Annotated in this window: 10 protein-coding genes, 1 tRNA gene and 1 pseudogene; 4 read left to right on the top strand and 8 right to left on the bottom strand. The window is 70.1% G+C overall.

All coding sequences use genetic code 11. The features are described from left to right. Positions 1-308: 308 nt before the first annotated feature. The 4 genes from QM641_RS01255 to QM641_RS01240 all read right to left on the bottom strand — a co-directional run bounded on the left by QM641_RS01255 (position 309) and on the right by QM641_RS01240 (position 4,362). Positions 309-393 (bottom strand) — tRNA-Leu (locus tag QM641_RS01255). A gap of 152 nt (positions 394-545) precedes the next feature. Further along, the gene (locus tag QM641_RS01250; RefSeq protein ID WP_415112650.1) at positions 546-1,628 is read right to left on the bottom strand and encodes a VIT1/CCC1 transporter family protein; all 1,083 of its coding nucleotides are present in this window, start codon (positions 1,626-1,628) and stop codon (positions 546-548) included. A 247-nt stretch (positions 1,629-1,875) separates the two neighbouring features. Further along, positions 1,876-2,343, bottom strand: coding sequence for a hypothetical protein (locus QM641_RS01245; RefSeq protein ID WP_415112648.1), 468 nt, complete (start codon positions 2,341-2,343; stop codon positions 1,876-1,878). A gap of 195 nt (positions 2,344-2,538) precedes the next feature. Continuing rightward, positions 2,539-4,362: a DEAD/DEAH box helicase gene (locus tag QM641_RS01240; RefSeq protein WP_415112646.1), complete on the bottom strand. Its 1,824-nt coding sequence runs from the start codon at positions 4,360-4,362 to the stop codon at positions 2,539-2,541. A 207-nt stretch (positions 4,363-4,569) separates the two neighbouring features. Here QM641_RS01240 and QM641_RS01235 point away from each other — a divergent pair, with 207 nt between their 5' ends. Next, a complete protein-coding gene (locus tag QM641_RS01235) occupies positions 4,570-5,412 on the top strand; it encodes an SGNH/GDSL hydrolase family protein (protein ID WP_415112644.1) in 843 nt (280 codons plus the stop codon). A 40-nt stretch (positions 5,413-5,452) separates the two neighbouring features. Here the strand turns inward: QM641_RS01235 and QM641_RS01230 are convergent, their stop codons facing one another. Both QM641_RS01230 and QM641_RS01225 read right to left on the bottom strand, forming a co-directional pair. Then, positions 5,453-7,348: a multicopper oxidase family protein gene (locus QM641_RS01230; protein ID WP_415112642.1), complete on the bottom strand. Its 1,896-nt coding sequence runs from the start codon at positions 7,346-7,348 to the stop codon at positions 5,453-5,455. A gap of 112 nt (positions 7,349-7,460) precedes the next feature. Continuing rightward, on the bottom strand, positions 7,461-8,843 hold the full coding sequence (locus QM641_RS01225) for an APC family permease (protein WP_415112640.1): 1,383 nt from the start codon (positions 8,841-8,843) through the stop codon (positions 7,461-7,463). 194 nt (positions 8,844-9,037) lie between these two features. On the opposite strand from QM641_RS01225, the gene valS reads away from it, so the two are divergent. The 3 genes from valS (at position 9,038) to QM641_RS01210 (ending at position 14,140) form a co-directional block, all read left to right on the top strand. Then, positions 9,038-11,614, top strand: coding sequence for a valine--tRNA ligase (gene valS, locus QM641_RS01220; protein WP_415112638.1), 2,577 nt, complete (start codon positions 9,038-9,040; stop codon positions 11,612-11,614). Position 11,615: 1 nt separating this feature from the next. Continuing rightward, on the top strand, positions 11,616-11,855 hold the full coding sequence (locus QM641_RS01215; protein WP_415112636.1) for a hypothetical protein: 240 nt from the start codon (positions 11,616-11,618) through the stop codon (positions 11,853-11,855). A gap of 224 nt (positions 11,856-12,079) precedes the next feature. After that, entirely contained in the window at positions 12,080-14,140 is a 2,061-nt protein-coding gene (locus QM641_RS01210) for a M3 family metallopeptidase (RefSeq protein ID WP_415112634.1), read from the top strand. A 29-nt stretch (positions 14,141-14,169) separates the two neighbouring features. On the opposite strand, the gene QM641_RS01205 is transcribed toward QM641_RS01210, so the two are convergent. Further along, complete coding sequence (locus QM641_RS01205) at positions 14,170-14,595, bottom strand: hypothetical protein (protein WP_415112632.1); 426 nt, start codon at positions 14,593-14,595, stop codon at positions 14,170-14,172. Positions 14,596-14,922: 327 nt separating this feature from the next. Then, positions 14,923-15,332, bottom strand: a pseudogene (locus QM641_RS01200) (ATP-dependent Clp protease ATP-binding subunit ClpX); the annotation flags it as partial.

The raw sequence follows: 15,332 nt of genomic DNA, 5'->3' as shown, positions 1-15,332 counted from the left end.
CCGGGATGCGAGCGGCAGGAGGGCGCAGCGGCCCGCTTACAGGGTCAACCAGCGCCCAAGGGCCTCCAGGAGGCCTCTGATGCCGATACGCCCTGTAAGCGGGCCGCTCGCCACCGGCGCCGACCATGCGGTGCGTCGCGGCGACAGACTCGTCGGATGCGCGGCCCTGCGCCGAGGCCGTCAGCTGATGCCCTCGGTGCAGAACAGCTGCGCGCGTCGAGCCGCATCCATAAGCGCGGCCTGCTGCACGTCGCGGAAATGGCTCCGACCCAGAACCGAAATCCGATGTCAGGAGCCATTCCACTGTGTGCGCGAGGGGGGACTTGAACCCCCACGCCCTATACGGGCACTAGCACCTCAAGCTAGCGCGTCTACCTATTCCGCCACCCGCGCATGGGTACGTGGTTGTCGCCAACCGAAGATCGACCTTAGCACGTCAGGGGCGGCCTCTCCTACTTCAGCCGGGCGGGCCGCTCGAGCGCATGCCGGACGCTTGGGCGCACGCTCGCGGCCCGACAAGGTACGTCAGGAGGCGGCGCAGACACTCAGCCCAGCGACACCCCGAACAGCAGTCCGAGCGCATACGTGACCGCCGCGGCGCCGAAGCCGATCGCGAGCTGCCGCAGCCCACGTCGCAATGGCGGGGCGCCGGACAGCAGTCCGACCGCCGCCCCCGTGCCCATCAGCGCAGCACCCACGAGCGCCAGCGCCAGCACGATCGCCGGCGCCCCGGACAGGCCGAACAGCCACGGCAGCACCGGGATGATCGCCCCCGAAGCGAAGAACGCGAAGCTGGATGCCGCCGCGCCCAGTGCGCCCCCGACAACCTCGTGGACGTCGGCATCCGTCTGCGGTGCGGGCGCCACCCCGCGCTGAGCCGCAGCGATCACCATGAGGGCCCGCGCGCGGGCCTCGTCCAGTGGCATCCCGCGCGTACGGTACACGAGCGCGAGCTCGTTCTGATCCAGGTCGAGGTCGGGCAGCACCTCGTCGGCCGTGCTGTCGGGCTGGGTCGCATCGAGCAGCTCGCGCTGCGAGCGCACCGAGACGAACTCCCCCGCACCCATCGACAGCGCACCGGCGAGCAGGCCCGCGATGCCGCTGAACAACACGAACTGCGATGCGACGCCGGTCGCGCCGATACCCATCACCAGCGCAAGGTTCGAGACGAGCCCGTCGTTCGCGCCGAACACGGCGGCGCGGAACGTGCCCGACAGCCGCCGCCGCCCGCGCGCGGCCAGTCCGCGCACGACCTCGGCGTGGATGCGCTCGTCGGCGGCCATCCGCGCGGTCGCATACGGCTCGTTGTCGTACGGGGATCGGTTCTCCGCGTTCTGGGCGAGGGCGAGCACGAAGATCGAGCCGAAGCGGCGGGCCATCCAGCCGAGCATCCGCGTGCCGAGGCTCGGCGAGGGCAGCCGCGCCGGCTCGCTGCCGAGAAGATCGAGCCAGTGCGCCTCGTGGCGACCCTCTGCCTCGGCGAGCGCGAGCAGGATCTCGCGCTCCTCGCCGTCACGGCGTGCCGCGAGCTGACGGTAGACGTGCGCCTCGGCGCGCTCGTCCACGAGGTACTGCGCCCAGCGGCGACGGTCCTTAGCGGTCGGTGCGGTCGGTGCGGTCGCGTTCACTCGGGCCTCCGGGACGGGATGACGGGACGCTATGAGGCTAGCGAGCACGGGATGCCGCAGCCTCCGGCGGCCGCGCATTGCCAGCATTTCGGGTTTCCGAACGAGGCATCCGTGCCCCCGCCGCCCCCGCCGCCCCCGCTCGCGCGAGACCTCCCATCTGCAACGTTCTTCCGCCGAAATCGTTGCAGACGTGAGGTCTCGCGAGGTGTGCGGGGCGAAGGAAGTGAGGGCGGTCGCTCGGGGGTGGTCATGTGCGAGTGCGCAGGCGCGCACGCAGGGCCTGCTCGCCGCGCGCCATGACCACCCGATGCGCCCACACGAAGGCGGCATGCAGCATGGACGCGGTCGCGTTCATCCAGGACTTCTCGGTGGATACGTTCCAATGGAACACCACGGCCGTACGGTCCGGGCCGAGCGACGCCAGCTCGATGCGCCCGGCGCCGCGCAGGTCGCCGGCACTCTCGGCCGCCAGTGTGTGCAGCGGATCGACCTCGGTCAGCCGCAGCCGCGTCCGCAGCTGGTAGCCGAGCGGGCTGCGGACCGCCAACACGAGCCGCTCCCCCGGCGCCAGCCTCGCCGGCGGTACCGGGACGCTGACGCCGGGCCACCACGACTCCGCGGCACCGGGATCGGCGAACCGCACGAGCTCGACCCAGCAGCGCTCGCGCGGCGCAGGGAGCTCCCAGCGCGTCACGAAGCGGTAGGCCCTGCCCATGCGGGCGAGTCTACGAGCCGTGGCGGCCGCGCTGACTGGGCTCGCACTGCCGCTGGTGGCGCGATCCGCGACCGTCTGCGCCAGGTGAGCGATGGCAGCGGTGTCGAGACTTGGCCCGGATTGCCGCGGGCGGCGTGAACGGCGACCATGTGCGCCAAGTGAGCGATGGCGGCGGAGGCCCCGCAGCAGCAGCGCTCAGGAGCGGACTCGGGAGCGCAGCAGGTCGATGCGCGTCTGCAGCTGCGCGACAGTCGCTTGCGCGACGGCGGGTCCCCCGCATTCGCGGCGCAGCTCCGCGTGTACCGCGCCGTGCGGCGCGCCGCTCTGCCGGGCGTAGAGCCCGACGAGGCTGTTGAGCAGTTGTCGCTGCTCTCGGAGCGTGCGGTGCAGGGGCGCGGGCAGCGCGGCATCCGTCCCCGCCTCGGTCGAGGAGCCCTCGCGAGCCTCGCGCGCGCGCCGGTGCCGCGACTGCCGGGATTGACGCTGCATGAGCAGCTCGTGCACGTGCTCGGGCTCGAGCAGACCGGGCAGGCCCAGGAACTCCTCCTCCTCGGGCGTGCCCGGCACGGCGAGCTGGCCGAACTCCCGCCCGTCGTACAGCACGCGGTCGAAGTGCGCGATCGACCCGAGCGCCTGGTATGCGAACTCGTCGGTGAGGGCATCGGATGCCTCGTCCTCGCGCTCCGCTGCCGCGAGCAGGTCATCGTCGAGGAGCCCATCGTCGGTCTGTTCACGGTCGAGGGCGTGGTCGCGTTGCCGCTCGAGCTCGCCCGCGAGCGTCAGCAATTGCGGCACGTTCGGCAGGAACAGGCTCGCGGTCTCACCGCGCCGCCGCGCCCGCACGAAGCGCCCGACCGCCTGCGCGAAGAACAGCGGCGTCGACGCCGAGGTCGCGTACACGCCGACCGACAGGCGCGGCACGTCGACGCCCTCCGACACCATGCGCACCGCGACCATCCAGCGTGCGGTGCCCGCCGAGAACGCCTCGATCCGGCCAGACGCATCCTTGTCGTCGGAGAGCACGACCGTGGCCTTCTCGCCGGTGACCTCCTTCAGGATCGCGGCGTAGGCGCGTGCGGAGCTCTGGTCGGTCGCGATGACGAGGCCACCGGCATCCGGCACGCTGTCGCGCACCTCGCTGAGCCGACGGTCGGCGCTGCGCAGCACGGCTGGGATCCAGTCGCCCTCGGGGTCGAGCGCGGTGCGCCACGCCTGCGCCGTGACATCCTTCGTGTTGTCCTGACCGAGGTGGGCCTCCAGCTCGTCGCCGGCGCGCGTGCGCCAGCGCATCCTGCCCGCGTAGACGAGGAACAGCACGGGCCGTACGACCCCGTCGGCGAGCGCGCGCCCGTAGCCGTAGCTGTAGTCGGTGCGGGAGAGCCGGATTCCTCTGTCGTCGGGGTAATATTCCACGAACGGAATGGACGCGGTGTCGCTGCGGAACGGCGTGCCCGACAGGAGCAGCCGTCTCGTGGCACGCGCATAGGCTTCGCGCAGCGCGTCGCCCCAGCTGAGCGCCTCGCCACCGTGATGGACCTCGTCGAGGATCACGAGCGTGCGGGCGTCTTCGGTGAGCCGTCGGTGGACGGATGCCTTGACCGCGACCTGCGCGTACGTCACCGCGACGCCGTGATAGTGCCGCGCCGGAGCGCGGTCTCGGTTGCTGAAGCGCGGGTCGAGCCGGAGCGAGATGCGCGCCGCGGCATCGGCCCACTGCGTCTTCAGATGCTCGGTCGGGGCCACCACGACGATGCGGTCGACCACGCCGCGGCGGAGCAGCTCGGTCGCCAGGCGCAACGCGAACGTGGTCTTGCCTGCGCCCGGAGTCGCCGCGGCGAGGAAGTCGCGGGGACCCTTTCCGACGCCGTCGGGGCCGTCGGCGGCGAAGTACTGATCGAGCGCCTCGGCCTGCCAGGCGCGCAGACGCTGGGCGGTGCCCCACGGCGCCCGCTGCGGGAACGACGGCGACAGATGCTCAGCGGCGAAGCTGCCGAAATGCTCCCGCTGCTCTCCGTCCACGAGTGACCACCCTAGGTCAACGCCCCGACATCGGAAGACCGACCGCGGTGCCCCTCGGAGCACCGATCGCCGCTCGGATGCTGACAGGCACCCTCGCGAGAGGAGGAGGCACCCTCGCGAGGCGAGGAGGCACCCTCGCGAGGCGAGGCGAGGCGAGGCGGGGTGGGGGCGAGGTAGCCTCGAGGTGGCCACAAGCCAAGGAGAACCATGCACACCAGCGACCAGCAGCCGAACCACCACCGCTCCCCCGACGCCGCCATGAACGAGGGCGTCCATCCATGGCGCCGCATGGTCGCGATCGGCGACTCGTTCACCGAGGGCATCGGCGATCCCGAGCCGTCGCTGCCCGGCGGCCACCGTGGCTGGGCCGACCGGGTGGCGGAGGTCCTCTCGGCCCAGGTCGACGACTTCGCGTACGCCAATCTCGCCGTCCGCGGCCGGCTGATCGCGCAGATCGTCGACGAGCAGCTCGATCCGGCGCTCGCCCTGAACCCCGACCTCATCACCTTCTCCGCGGGTGGCAACGACGTCATCCGACCCGGGACCGATCCCGACGAGGTGGCGCGGCAGTTCGAGGATGCCGTCGCGCGTCTCTGTTCGCAGGGCGCGACGATCGTCGTGTTCACCGGCATCGACACGAACTTCACGCCGGTGTTCCGCGGCATCCGAGGGAAGGTCGCGATCTACAACGAGAACATCCGCGCGATCGCCGAGACCTACGACTGCATCGTCGCCGACCAGTGGGCGCTCAAAGAGATCCAGGACACTCGCTTCTTCGACGACGACCGCCTGCACCTGAACGCGATCGGTCATCACGAGGTCGCCCGCATGGTGCTGCGCGCCCTCAACGTGCCCAACGACCTGCAGCCGATGCAGCCCGATCCGCTGCCCGAGCTGACCTGGCGCGAGGCCCGCACCAACGACCTCGTGTGGGCGCGCGAATACCTCGTGCCGTGGGTGCTGCGGCGCGTGCGTCACCAGTCCTCGGGCGACCACGTGACCGCGAAGCGGCCGCAGGCCACGCCCGTCGCCACGCACTCCCGGCGGTGAGTGGCCCGGGCGCCGATGGCACCCGGGCCGTGAGTCGCACTCAGTGGTCGTGGCCGCCGCCATGCGCGTCCATGGCCGCGATGCGCGGCGGGCGCACCATGAACGGCCGCATCATGCCCATGTCCTCGTGGTCGAGGATGTGGCAGTGGTACATGAACGCGCCGTCGGCGCCGGTGAAGTTCCCGGCCACGGCCTGCCAGGTCCCGGGCCGGATCACGAAGGTGTCCTTCATGCCCAGCTCCCAGTCGTCCAGCACCTGACCGACCGGGTCGGTCACGATCGGACTGTCCGTCTTGCCCTCGCCCTGGTTCCAGTGCCCCTGCAGTTGGATCGGCCGACGGTACAGCGTCTGGAACTCGGTCATGTGGATATGCATGGGGTGTGCCGGGCCGCCCAGGTGGAAGAAGTTCCAGATCGCGAACTCCCCGCTGTTGAGGAAGATCGTGTTGTGGTCGTGGAAGAGCTTCGCCGCCTTGCGGAAGGTACGCAGCGTCCCGGCGGCGTCCACGATCTGGATCATGCCCGTCTCCATGACCGCGGGCACCTCGTCGTCGGGCACCTGTGCCAGCTCCCAGAACGCGGCGTGCGCGTCGCCTGCCGTGCCCGGTGGGATCAGCGCGATGTTCACGTGCCCGTGCGTGGCGGGGATCACCAGGGTCGGGTGGGCGCCTCCCTGCACGGTGTCGTGCGCGTAGCGCGCGTAGTGCGGGTTGAGCGTGGGCGGAAGGGCGAAGTCGTCGGGCTCGCCGTGACCGCTCACCCGGAACTCCATGCAGTGCGCGAACGCGGCGGCAGGGCCCGCGCCGGCATTGGTCAGCCTGACGCGCTTGCCCTCCAGCGCACGGAAGTCGATCAGCACGTCGAGTCGCTCGGAGCAGTGGATCGGCACGCCCGCCGCGGGGACGGGCGCCGCTTCCGGCAGCAGCCCGCCGTCGGTCCCGATGATGTGCATGGCCGAGCTGACGTCGGTACCGTCCTCGTCCACCAGCTTGAGCGTGTACAGCCGCGAGTTGGAGGCGTTGAGCAGCCGGAATCGGTACCACCCGGCATCCACCGCCAGATACGGCCAGATCACCCCGTTGACCATCGTGAACGGACCGTTCACCGGGAGCTCGATCGAATCCGGCTCGGTCTGACCCGGCTGGAGCGGCTGGTCGATGCGGCCGACCTTGTACAGCAGCCTGCCGTTGAGCTCCCCCGTCGCCGGATCGGTGTCGAGATTGACGTCGCGCAGCACGAGCGGGAACTCCCGGTCGCCGCAGGGCAGACCGAGCGCGTCCTCGTTGTCGTCGCGGATGAGGTACATGCCCGCGAGTCCCGCGTGCACGTTGAGGCGCGTGATGTCCATCGCGTGGTCGTGGTACCACAGCGTCGCCGCCTCCTGGCGGTTCGGATACTCCGACCACTGCGACGTGCCCACGCTCACCGCCTGGGTCGAGTAGCCGTCGTTCCAGCCGTTGGTGAGCGAGCCGTGCAGGTGGACGACCGTCCACGGCGGCAGCACGTCGACGCCCTTCATGAGCCGGCACCCCGGGCGCAGCTCGCCGTCGGCCTCGCGATGCCCCGGTACGGGCACATCGGCGAGCGTGGAGGTGCTCACACCGACCAGCGGGATCGTGCCCTCCAGCCGATTGGCCCACTCGATCGTCTGCCGGTGGTTGCGCCGAGTGACCAGCGTGGGCCCCGGGAACGTGCCCTCGTACGTCCACATGGGCGTCTTCGGCAGCTGCGAGTGCAGTCGCACCCGCGCGTTGACGGCACGCACCCTGACCGGCTTCGTGCGCGTGGTCAGATCCCACACCGGCGGGATGCGCAGCGGGTCGCGAAAGGGCTCCAGCCCCAGGACGGGTGCCAGCGGCGCGAATGCCGGCACAGCCTGGGTGTCGTCGGTGGTCGTGGTCTCCGGCGCGATATCCGGCTCAACGATCAGAGTCATCGTCGGTCCTCTTCCCTGTTGCCGGGCCATGGTGGCCCGTCCCCTCGGTGGGGTCTCAACAGCGAAGGAGCGGCCGACACCGGCCTGTGATACCGCTCGGGACACTATCTGCTCAGTGGTCGACCTCCGAGAACGACATCTTCGGCACCGGCCGGCGGAACATGTGCGTCTTTGCCGCCAGGATCCCGACGCCGATCAGGAGCCACACGCCGCCGACGATCCACGTCGTGGGCTGGAGGGATGTCCACAGCCACAGCGTCAGGGCAAGGCCGATCGCGGGACACAGTCCGTGCACGACGAGCTCGCGGGCCGAAAGCGGCTCGGTGCGCCCGCCCTTGGGGAACAGGTACACGCGGATGACGCCCAGGTTGACCATGGCGAAGGCGGCCAGCGCCCCGAAGCTGATCATGAACGCGGCCTGATCGAGCGAGAGGAACAGGCTCGACAGCGCGACCACCGACACCGTGACCGCCGCCACGACCGGGGTGCCGAAGCGCTCCCAGATGAAGCCGAGCGGCCTGGGGAGCGTGCCGTCGCGCCCCATCGAGTACAGGATGCGGGCGACCGACACCTGTCCGGCGAGCCCGGATCCGAAGCATCCTGCGACGGTCACCGCGACGAATGCCGCGACCAGCACCGCGCCGCCGACGTGCTGGAACAGCACGACGCCGGCGGTGTCGAGCATCTCCTGCGGCGCCTGGCTCCAGTCGGGCAGCTGATAGGCCATCGCTCCGGCCCAGGAGACGAAGATGAAGATCCCGCCGCCGATGAGCGTCGTCAGGATGATCGCGCGCGGGATGTCCTTGCGGGGACGCTTGGCCTCCTCGGAGAGCGTCGAGACCGCGTCGAATCCCAGGAAGGAAAGCGCGAGCACCGCGGCGCCGGTGAAGATCGGACTGAATCCGGCAGTGCCGGGGATGAAGGGCTCCAGCAGGCCGGGCGCGTCGGGGTTGCCGATCGCGGCCTTGATCGCGAGGATCGCGAAGACCAGCACGGTGCCGACCGACAGGGCGATGATGGCGACGTTGAGCGTGCTGACGAGCTTGATCCCGAGCACGTTGAACAGCAGCACCAGCAGCAGCGCGGCGAGGATGAACACCTGTGTGGGAACGCTCGGGAACTGCGTGCTCACGTAGAGGCCGAGGATCATGAAGTTGATCATCGGGATGAACAGGTAGTCCAGCAGCAGCACCCAGCCGGTGAGGAAGCCCGCTGCGCCGCCGAACGCCTGCTGCGCGTACGTGTAGGCCGAGCCGGCGACCGGGAAGCGGCGGACCATCGCCGCATAGCTGCCGGCCGTGAACACCATCGCGACGAGTGCCACGGTGTACGAGGCGGGCAGGCGCCCCTCGGTGATCTGATTGACGATGCCGTAGGTCGTGAAAACGGTGGAGACTGCCATATAGGCCAGTCCGAACAGCACGAGTCCGACGAGGCCGAGTGCGCGCTTGAGGTGCGGCTGGTCCACATCGGTGTCACTGACTGCTTGACTCACGTCGGTCTCCTTCTCAGGGTGTGGCGTCAGGCACGTGGCACGAGCCTGACGCCGATCGGGTGCGCGAGCGATGTCGCGATGACCCGAGCGTAGTCCTGGTGCGTTTCTCCGGTGTTGCACGGGATAGAATGCCGGTCGTACCCCACACTCAGGCACGCTCACACGGTGCCGCACATATCGCTCGAGGAGAATCCATGGCGCACATCCCTGACAAGCCGGCACTGGAAGGCCTCGAGCAGAAGTGGGATGCCGCGTGGTCCGAGCAAGGCACATACCTGTTCGACCGCGCCCGGGCCGCCGCCGCGGGTCGCGACCGGATCTACTCGGTCGACACGCCTCCGCCGACGGCATCCGGCTCGCTCCACATCGGTCACGTGTTCTCGTTCACCCACACCGATCTGAAGGTCCGGTACGAGCGCATGCGCGGCAAGACCGTGTTCTACCCGATGGGCTGGGACGACAACGGCCTCCCGACCGAGCGGCGCGTGCAGAACTACTACGGCGTGCGCTGCGATCCGTCGCTGCCCTACGACCCCGACTTCACGCCCCCGTTCACCGGCGGCGACAACAAGTCCAGCCGCGCCGCGGACCAGAAGCCCATCAGCCGCCGCAACTTCATCGAGCTGTGCGAGACGCTGACCGTCGAGGACGAGAAGCACTTCGAGGCGCTGTTCCGCCAGCTCGGACTGAGCGTCGACTGGACCCAGACCTACCGCACGATCTCGGACGACACGATCCGCACCAGCCAGCTCGCGTTCGTGCGCAACCTGGAGCGCGGCGAGGCGTACCAGGCGCTCGCACCGACGCTGTGGGACATCGACTTCCGCACCGCGATCGCACAGGCCGAGCTGGAGGACCGCGAGCAGCCGGCCGCGTATCATCGCCTCGCGTTCCACCGCACCGACGGCGCGGGTGACATCCACATCGAGACGACCCGGCCCGAGCTCCTCGCCGCGTGCGTCGCGCTCGTGGCGCACCCCGACGACGAGCGCTACCAGAGCGTGTTCGGCTCGACGGTGCGCACGCCGCTGTTCGACGTCGAGGTGCCCGTGCTCGCCCATCCGCTCGCGCAGCAGGACAAGGGCTCCGGCATCGCCATGATCTGCACCTTCGGCGACGTGACCGACATCGTGTGGTGGCGCGAGCTCGACCTGCCGAACCGCACGATCCTGGGTGAGGACGGCCGCGTGATCGCCGAGGCCCCCGACGTGATCGTGACGGATGCCGGGAAGACCGCGTACGCGGAGCTCGCCGGCAAGACGGTGTTCAGCGCCAAGAAGCGCATCGTGGAGCTGCTGCGCGAGTCCGGCGAGCTGATCGGCGAGCCGAAGCCGTTCAGCCACGTGGTGAAGTTCTACGAGAAGGGCGACCGGCCGATGGAGATCGTCTCCACGCGGCAGTGGTACATCCGCAACGGCGCCCGCGACGAGGCCCTGCGCGACCGGCTGATCGAGCTCGGAGCGGAGCTGTCGTGGCATCCGGACTTCATGCGCGTGCGCTACGAGAACTGGACGAACGGCCTGACCGGCGACTGGCTCGTCAGCCGGCAGCGGTTCTTCGGCGTGCCGATCCCGGTCTGGTACGGCCTCGACGCCGACGGCGAACGCGACTACGACCGCGTCCTCATCCCCGATCTCGCTCAGCTGCCGGTCGACCCGACCGTGGACGTGCCCCCGGGGTTCTCCGAAGCCCAGCGCGGCGCACCGGGCGGGTTCGACGCGGAGCGCGACATCTTCGACACCTGGGCGACGAGCTCGCTCACCCCGCAGCTGGCCGGCGGCTGGCAGCGCGACGACGAGCTGTGGGACCTGGTCGCCCCCTTCGACCTGCGCCCGCAGGGGCAGGACATCATCCGCACCTGGCTGTTCTCGACCATGCTGCGCAGCGCGCTCGAGGACGATCGGTCGCCGTGGACGGATGCCGCCATCAGCGGTTTCATCGTCGACCCGGACCGCAAGAAGATGTCGAAGTCGAAGGGCAACGTCGTGACCCCGGCGGCGATCCTCGACCAGCACGGCTCGGATGCGGTGCGCTACTGGGCGGCCTCGAGCCGCCTGGGCACGGATGCGGCGTTCGACGCGCAGAACCCGACGCAGGTCAAGATCGGCCGGCGCCTGGCGATCAAGGTGCTCAACGCGGCGAAGTTCGTGCTGTCGTTCCCTGTTCCCGAAGGTGCAGAGATCACCCACGCGCTGGACGCGTCGATGCTCGCCACGCTCGACCAGGTGGTGCGCGATGCCACCCGGGCCTACGACGCCTATGACCATGCGCGCGCCCTGGAGCTCACCGAGGCGTTCTTCTGGACGTTCTGCGACGACTACCTCGAGCTCGTCAAGGAGCGCGCCTACAACCAGACCGATGTCGGCCAGGCTTCCGCGGCCCTCGCGCTGCGCCTCGCGCTGTCGACGCTCCTGCGCCTGCTTGCCCCGGTACTCGCGTTCGCGACCGAGGAGGCCTGGTCGTGGTTCGAGGAGGGTTCGATCCACACCGCGGCCTGGCCGGAGCCGCTCGGCATCGAGGGCGACCCGGCCGTGCTGGCCGCCGTGAGCGAGGCGCTCGTCGGCATCCGCCGCGCGAAGACCGAGGCGAAGGCCTCGCAGAAGACCCCGGTGGCGCGCCTCGTCGTGCGGGCGAGCGCGCAGACGGCGGCGCTCCTGCGGGCGGCCGAGGGGGACCTCCGGGCGGTCGGACGCATCGAGCGGCTGGAGATCGTCGAAGGCGCCGACGAGCTGTCGATCGACAACATCGAGCTCGCTCCGACGGTGGCCTGACATGCGGATGGGGACGCGCTGGTCGGCGGGCTCGGAGCCGCCCGCGGCCGTGCCGGCGGCGCTCCGCGAGACCATCTCGGCGGTCGAGCGCGACCTGCCGCCCGGCGCGCCGCGACCGAGCTGGACCCTCACGTGGCTGGAGGGCCGCCCGATCGCGGAGCTCGACACCGGGGTCATCGTCGAGCAGACGCGTACCGGTGCGGTGGTCGCCCGGCACGACCCCGACGACGAGTTCGCCTGACGCGCCGCTCGCTCCGGCGCCGCCCTAGCCCCCGCCCCCGCCCTATTGACCTGTTGGCGACACCTTCCTGCTTCGGCCCCTACGTATATGTGGCGCCAACGCTGGGAAGTGGCGCCGACGCGCAAGGGCGGCGCCGTCGCAGGAAAGTGACGCCTTCGCAGGAGAGGGCTTGACCCGACGTTCCCCGACCCGGCTCAGGCTCACCGGTCTCGTACGGTGGATCCATGACGGATGCCGCCGCCTCGAACCCCCTGCTGACCCCGAGCCCGCTCCCGTATGGCCTGTCGGACTATGCGCGCATCCGGCCGGAGCACTACCTCCCCGCCTTCGCGCACGCGTTCGCCGCGCACCGGCGCGAGGTCGACGCCATCGCGGCCGACGAGGCGACGCCGACCTTCGAGAACACCCTCGTGGCGCTGGAGCGCGCCGGGGAACTGCTCGACCGCGTCTCGCGGACGTTCTACACTGTCGCATCCGCCGACGCGACGCCCGCGATCCAGGAGATCGAAGAGACCCTCGCGCCGCTCATGGCCGCGCACTACGACCAGGTCCAGCTCGACCCTCGGCTCTACCGGCGCATCGCGACGCTGCACGAGCGGCTCGGCGAGCTGGACCTGGGCCCCGAGGAGCGCTACCTCGTCGAGCGCCGCCATCGTGAGCTGACGCGCGCCGGCGCAGCCCTCGATGAAGCCGGCAAGGAGCGTCTCACGGCGCTGAACCAGCGCCTGTCCGTGCTCACCACGACGTTCGAGAAGAACCTCCTCGCCGACACCAACGAGCTCGCTGTCGTCTTCGACGACGCGACCGAGCTCGACGGACTCACCCCGGGCGAGCTGTCGGCAACGGCGCAGAACGCCGGCGATCGAGGGCTCGACGGAAAGCACGTGGTGACGCTGACGCTGTTCACCGGGCATCCCTACCTCGCGAGTCTCACGAACCGCGAGAGCCGGCGCCGGCTGCTGGAGGCCTCACGCGCCCGCGGCGCGCGCGGCGGTGCCCACGACAACAGGGAGGTGCTCCTGGAGATCGTGCGCCTGCGCGCCGAGCGCGCAGCCCTCCTCGGATACGACTCGCACGCCGCGTACGTCACGAGCGACCAGACGGCGGGTTCCCCGGACGCCGTGCGAACGATCCTGCGCTCGCTCGCGGCGCCCGCGGCGGCGAACGCGCGCCGCGAGCAAGATGCACTGCAGGCGATCGCGGATGCCGGCGCCGAGTCCTTTCCGGTCGAGGCGCACGACTGGGCGTTTCTCACCGAGAAGGTGCGGCAGGCGGAGTACGACCTCGACCGGGCCGCGCTGCGACCCTGGTTCGAGGCGGAGCGGGTGCTGCAGGACGGCGTGTTCCGGGCGGCATCCCTCCTCTACGGCGTCACGTTCACCGAGCGCCCCGAGCTGCACGCCTACCACCCCGGGACGCGCGTGTTCGAGGTCGTCGAACCCGGCGGCGACGCGCTCGGCCTCTACGTCCTCGACCTCTACACGCGCGACACGAAGCGCGGCGGCGCGTGGATGAACTCGCTCGTCACCCAGTCGCGCCTGCGCGGCACGAGCCCGGTCGTCGTGAACAACCTGAACGTGCCGAAGCCCGCGCCCGGCGAGCCCACGCTCCTCAGCCTCGACGAGGTCACGACGCTGTTCCACGAGTTCGGTCACGCGCTGCACGGGCTGTTCGCGCGGGTCACCTACCCGCACTTCGCCGGCACCGCGGTGTTCCGCGACTTCGTGGAGTTCCCCAGCCAGGTCAACGAGATGTGGATCCTGTGGCCCGAGATCCTCGCCGCGTACGCGCGGCACGTCGACACGGGCGAGCCGTTGCCGGCCGACGTGGTCGAGCGCCTCCTGGCGTCCGAGTCCTTCAACCAGGGCTTCGCCACGAGCGAGTACCTGGCCGCGGCCTGGCTCGACCTCGCGTGGCACTCGCTCGGGGCGGACGAGGCGGATGCCGTCACCGACGTGGCCGCGTTCGAGGCATCCGTCCTCGCCGACATCGGGCTCGAGAATCCGCTCGTGCCGCCGCGATACTCATCCGCGTACTTCGCGCACGTCTTCTCCGGCGGCTACAGCGCCGGGTACTACTCCTACATCTGGAGCGAGGTGCTCGATGCCGATACCGTCGAGTGGTTCCGCTCCAACGGTGGGTTGACGCGCGCGAACGGCGACCGCTTCCGCGAGCTGGTGCTCGGCGTCGGCGGGTCGAAGGATCCGCTGCAGGCCTACCGCGAGTTCCGCGGGCGGGATGCCGCGATCGAGCCCCTCCTGAAACGTCGCGGCCTCGCGGGCTGAGCCGCAACTCCTGGTCGCGCCGGCGCGCTTCACTCCGGCCCGGCGATGCCTTCGACGGTGCCGAGGGGGGCTACTCGTTCGCCGACGGCCGCGCACCGTTCATGCGCCTTGTCTGCCGCGGCGGAGGTGGGCTGCGCGGCACGATAGTCATCCCAATCGAGGATGTTGCCGGTCGTGCTCTTCAGCCGTTGCCCGACTCTGACCTCGCCGTAGTGGGTCGCGATCGTGCCGTCGGACGACCAGCTGAAGTGCGCCGGCCAGTAGGGCAGCACGAGGCTGCCGTCGTCAAGCTGTAGCACGACGCAGTTCGCGGAGACCCCGACGACTCCCTCGACCGAGACAAGAGGTTCACCAGGAACCAGTGCCCCCTGGAGAAGTTCGGGCGGGTCCCCCGCATCGATCGGCGCCGTGGAAAACGCCGTGGTGGGCGTGCACGCCGTGATGCCGAATATCATCGTGAGACCGAGAGCGACCGGTCCCGTGCTTCGAAGGGCGCTCATCGCGTTCACAGTTCGATTCCGAATCTCGTGAGCGTTGCGCGAGCCGACTGTTCTTGCGACAGTACGTATAAAGCACCCTCACAGACACTCATGTGCGTGCGACGCTACTGCGCTGCCTGAGGATCCGCAAGCGGTGGGGTGAGCGGCAACGGCTCGGGCAGGCTCCCGGAGGTCGTCGTGCGCAGTGCTCTACACCGACAACTCGGATGCCGCGCGGGTGTGCCGCCTGTTTCACGACAGCCGCGACATCTCCGGTTCTCGGAGCGCCGAGCCCAGCGCGGCTCAGGCGCTCTTGCGCTTGCGGCGCAGCACGAGCGTGGGCGGCGCGCCGTCGAGCACGCTTGCTCGCGTGACGACGACCCGGTCGACGTCGTCGGTCGACGGGATCTCGAACATGATGGGCCCGAGCACGTCCTCCAGGATCGCCCGCAGCCCGCGCGCCCCGGTCTTGCGGGCCACCGCGAGGTCGGCGATAGCGCGGAGCGCGTCGTCCTCGAACTCGAGCTCGACGCCGTCGATCGCGAACATCCGCTGATACTGCTTGACGAACGCGTTCTTCGGCACCGTGAGGATCTCCACGAGGGTGTCCTGCGACAGCGGCGTCACGGACGTGACGACCGGAAGGCGCCCGATGAACTCGGGGATGAGACCGAACTTGTGCAGGTCTTCGGGCTGCACCTCGCTGAACAGGT

Origin of the sequence: Microbacterium sp. (assembly GCF_047605725.1) — a bacterium.
GTDB lineage: Bacteria > Actinomycetota > Actinomycetes > Actinomycetales > Microbacteriaceae > Microbacterium.
Note: the sequence above shows the minus strand (reverse complement) of the source record. Positions and strands in the feature narration are given on the sequence as shown.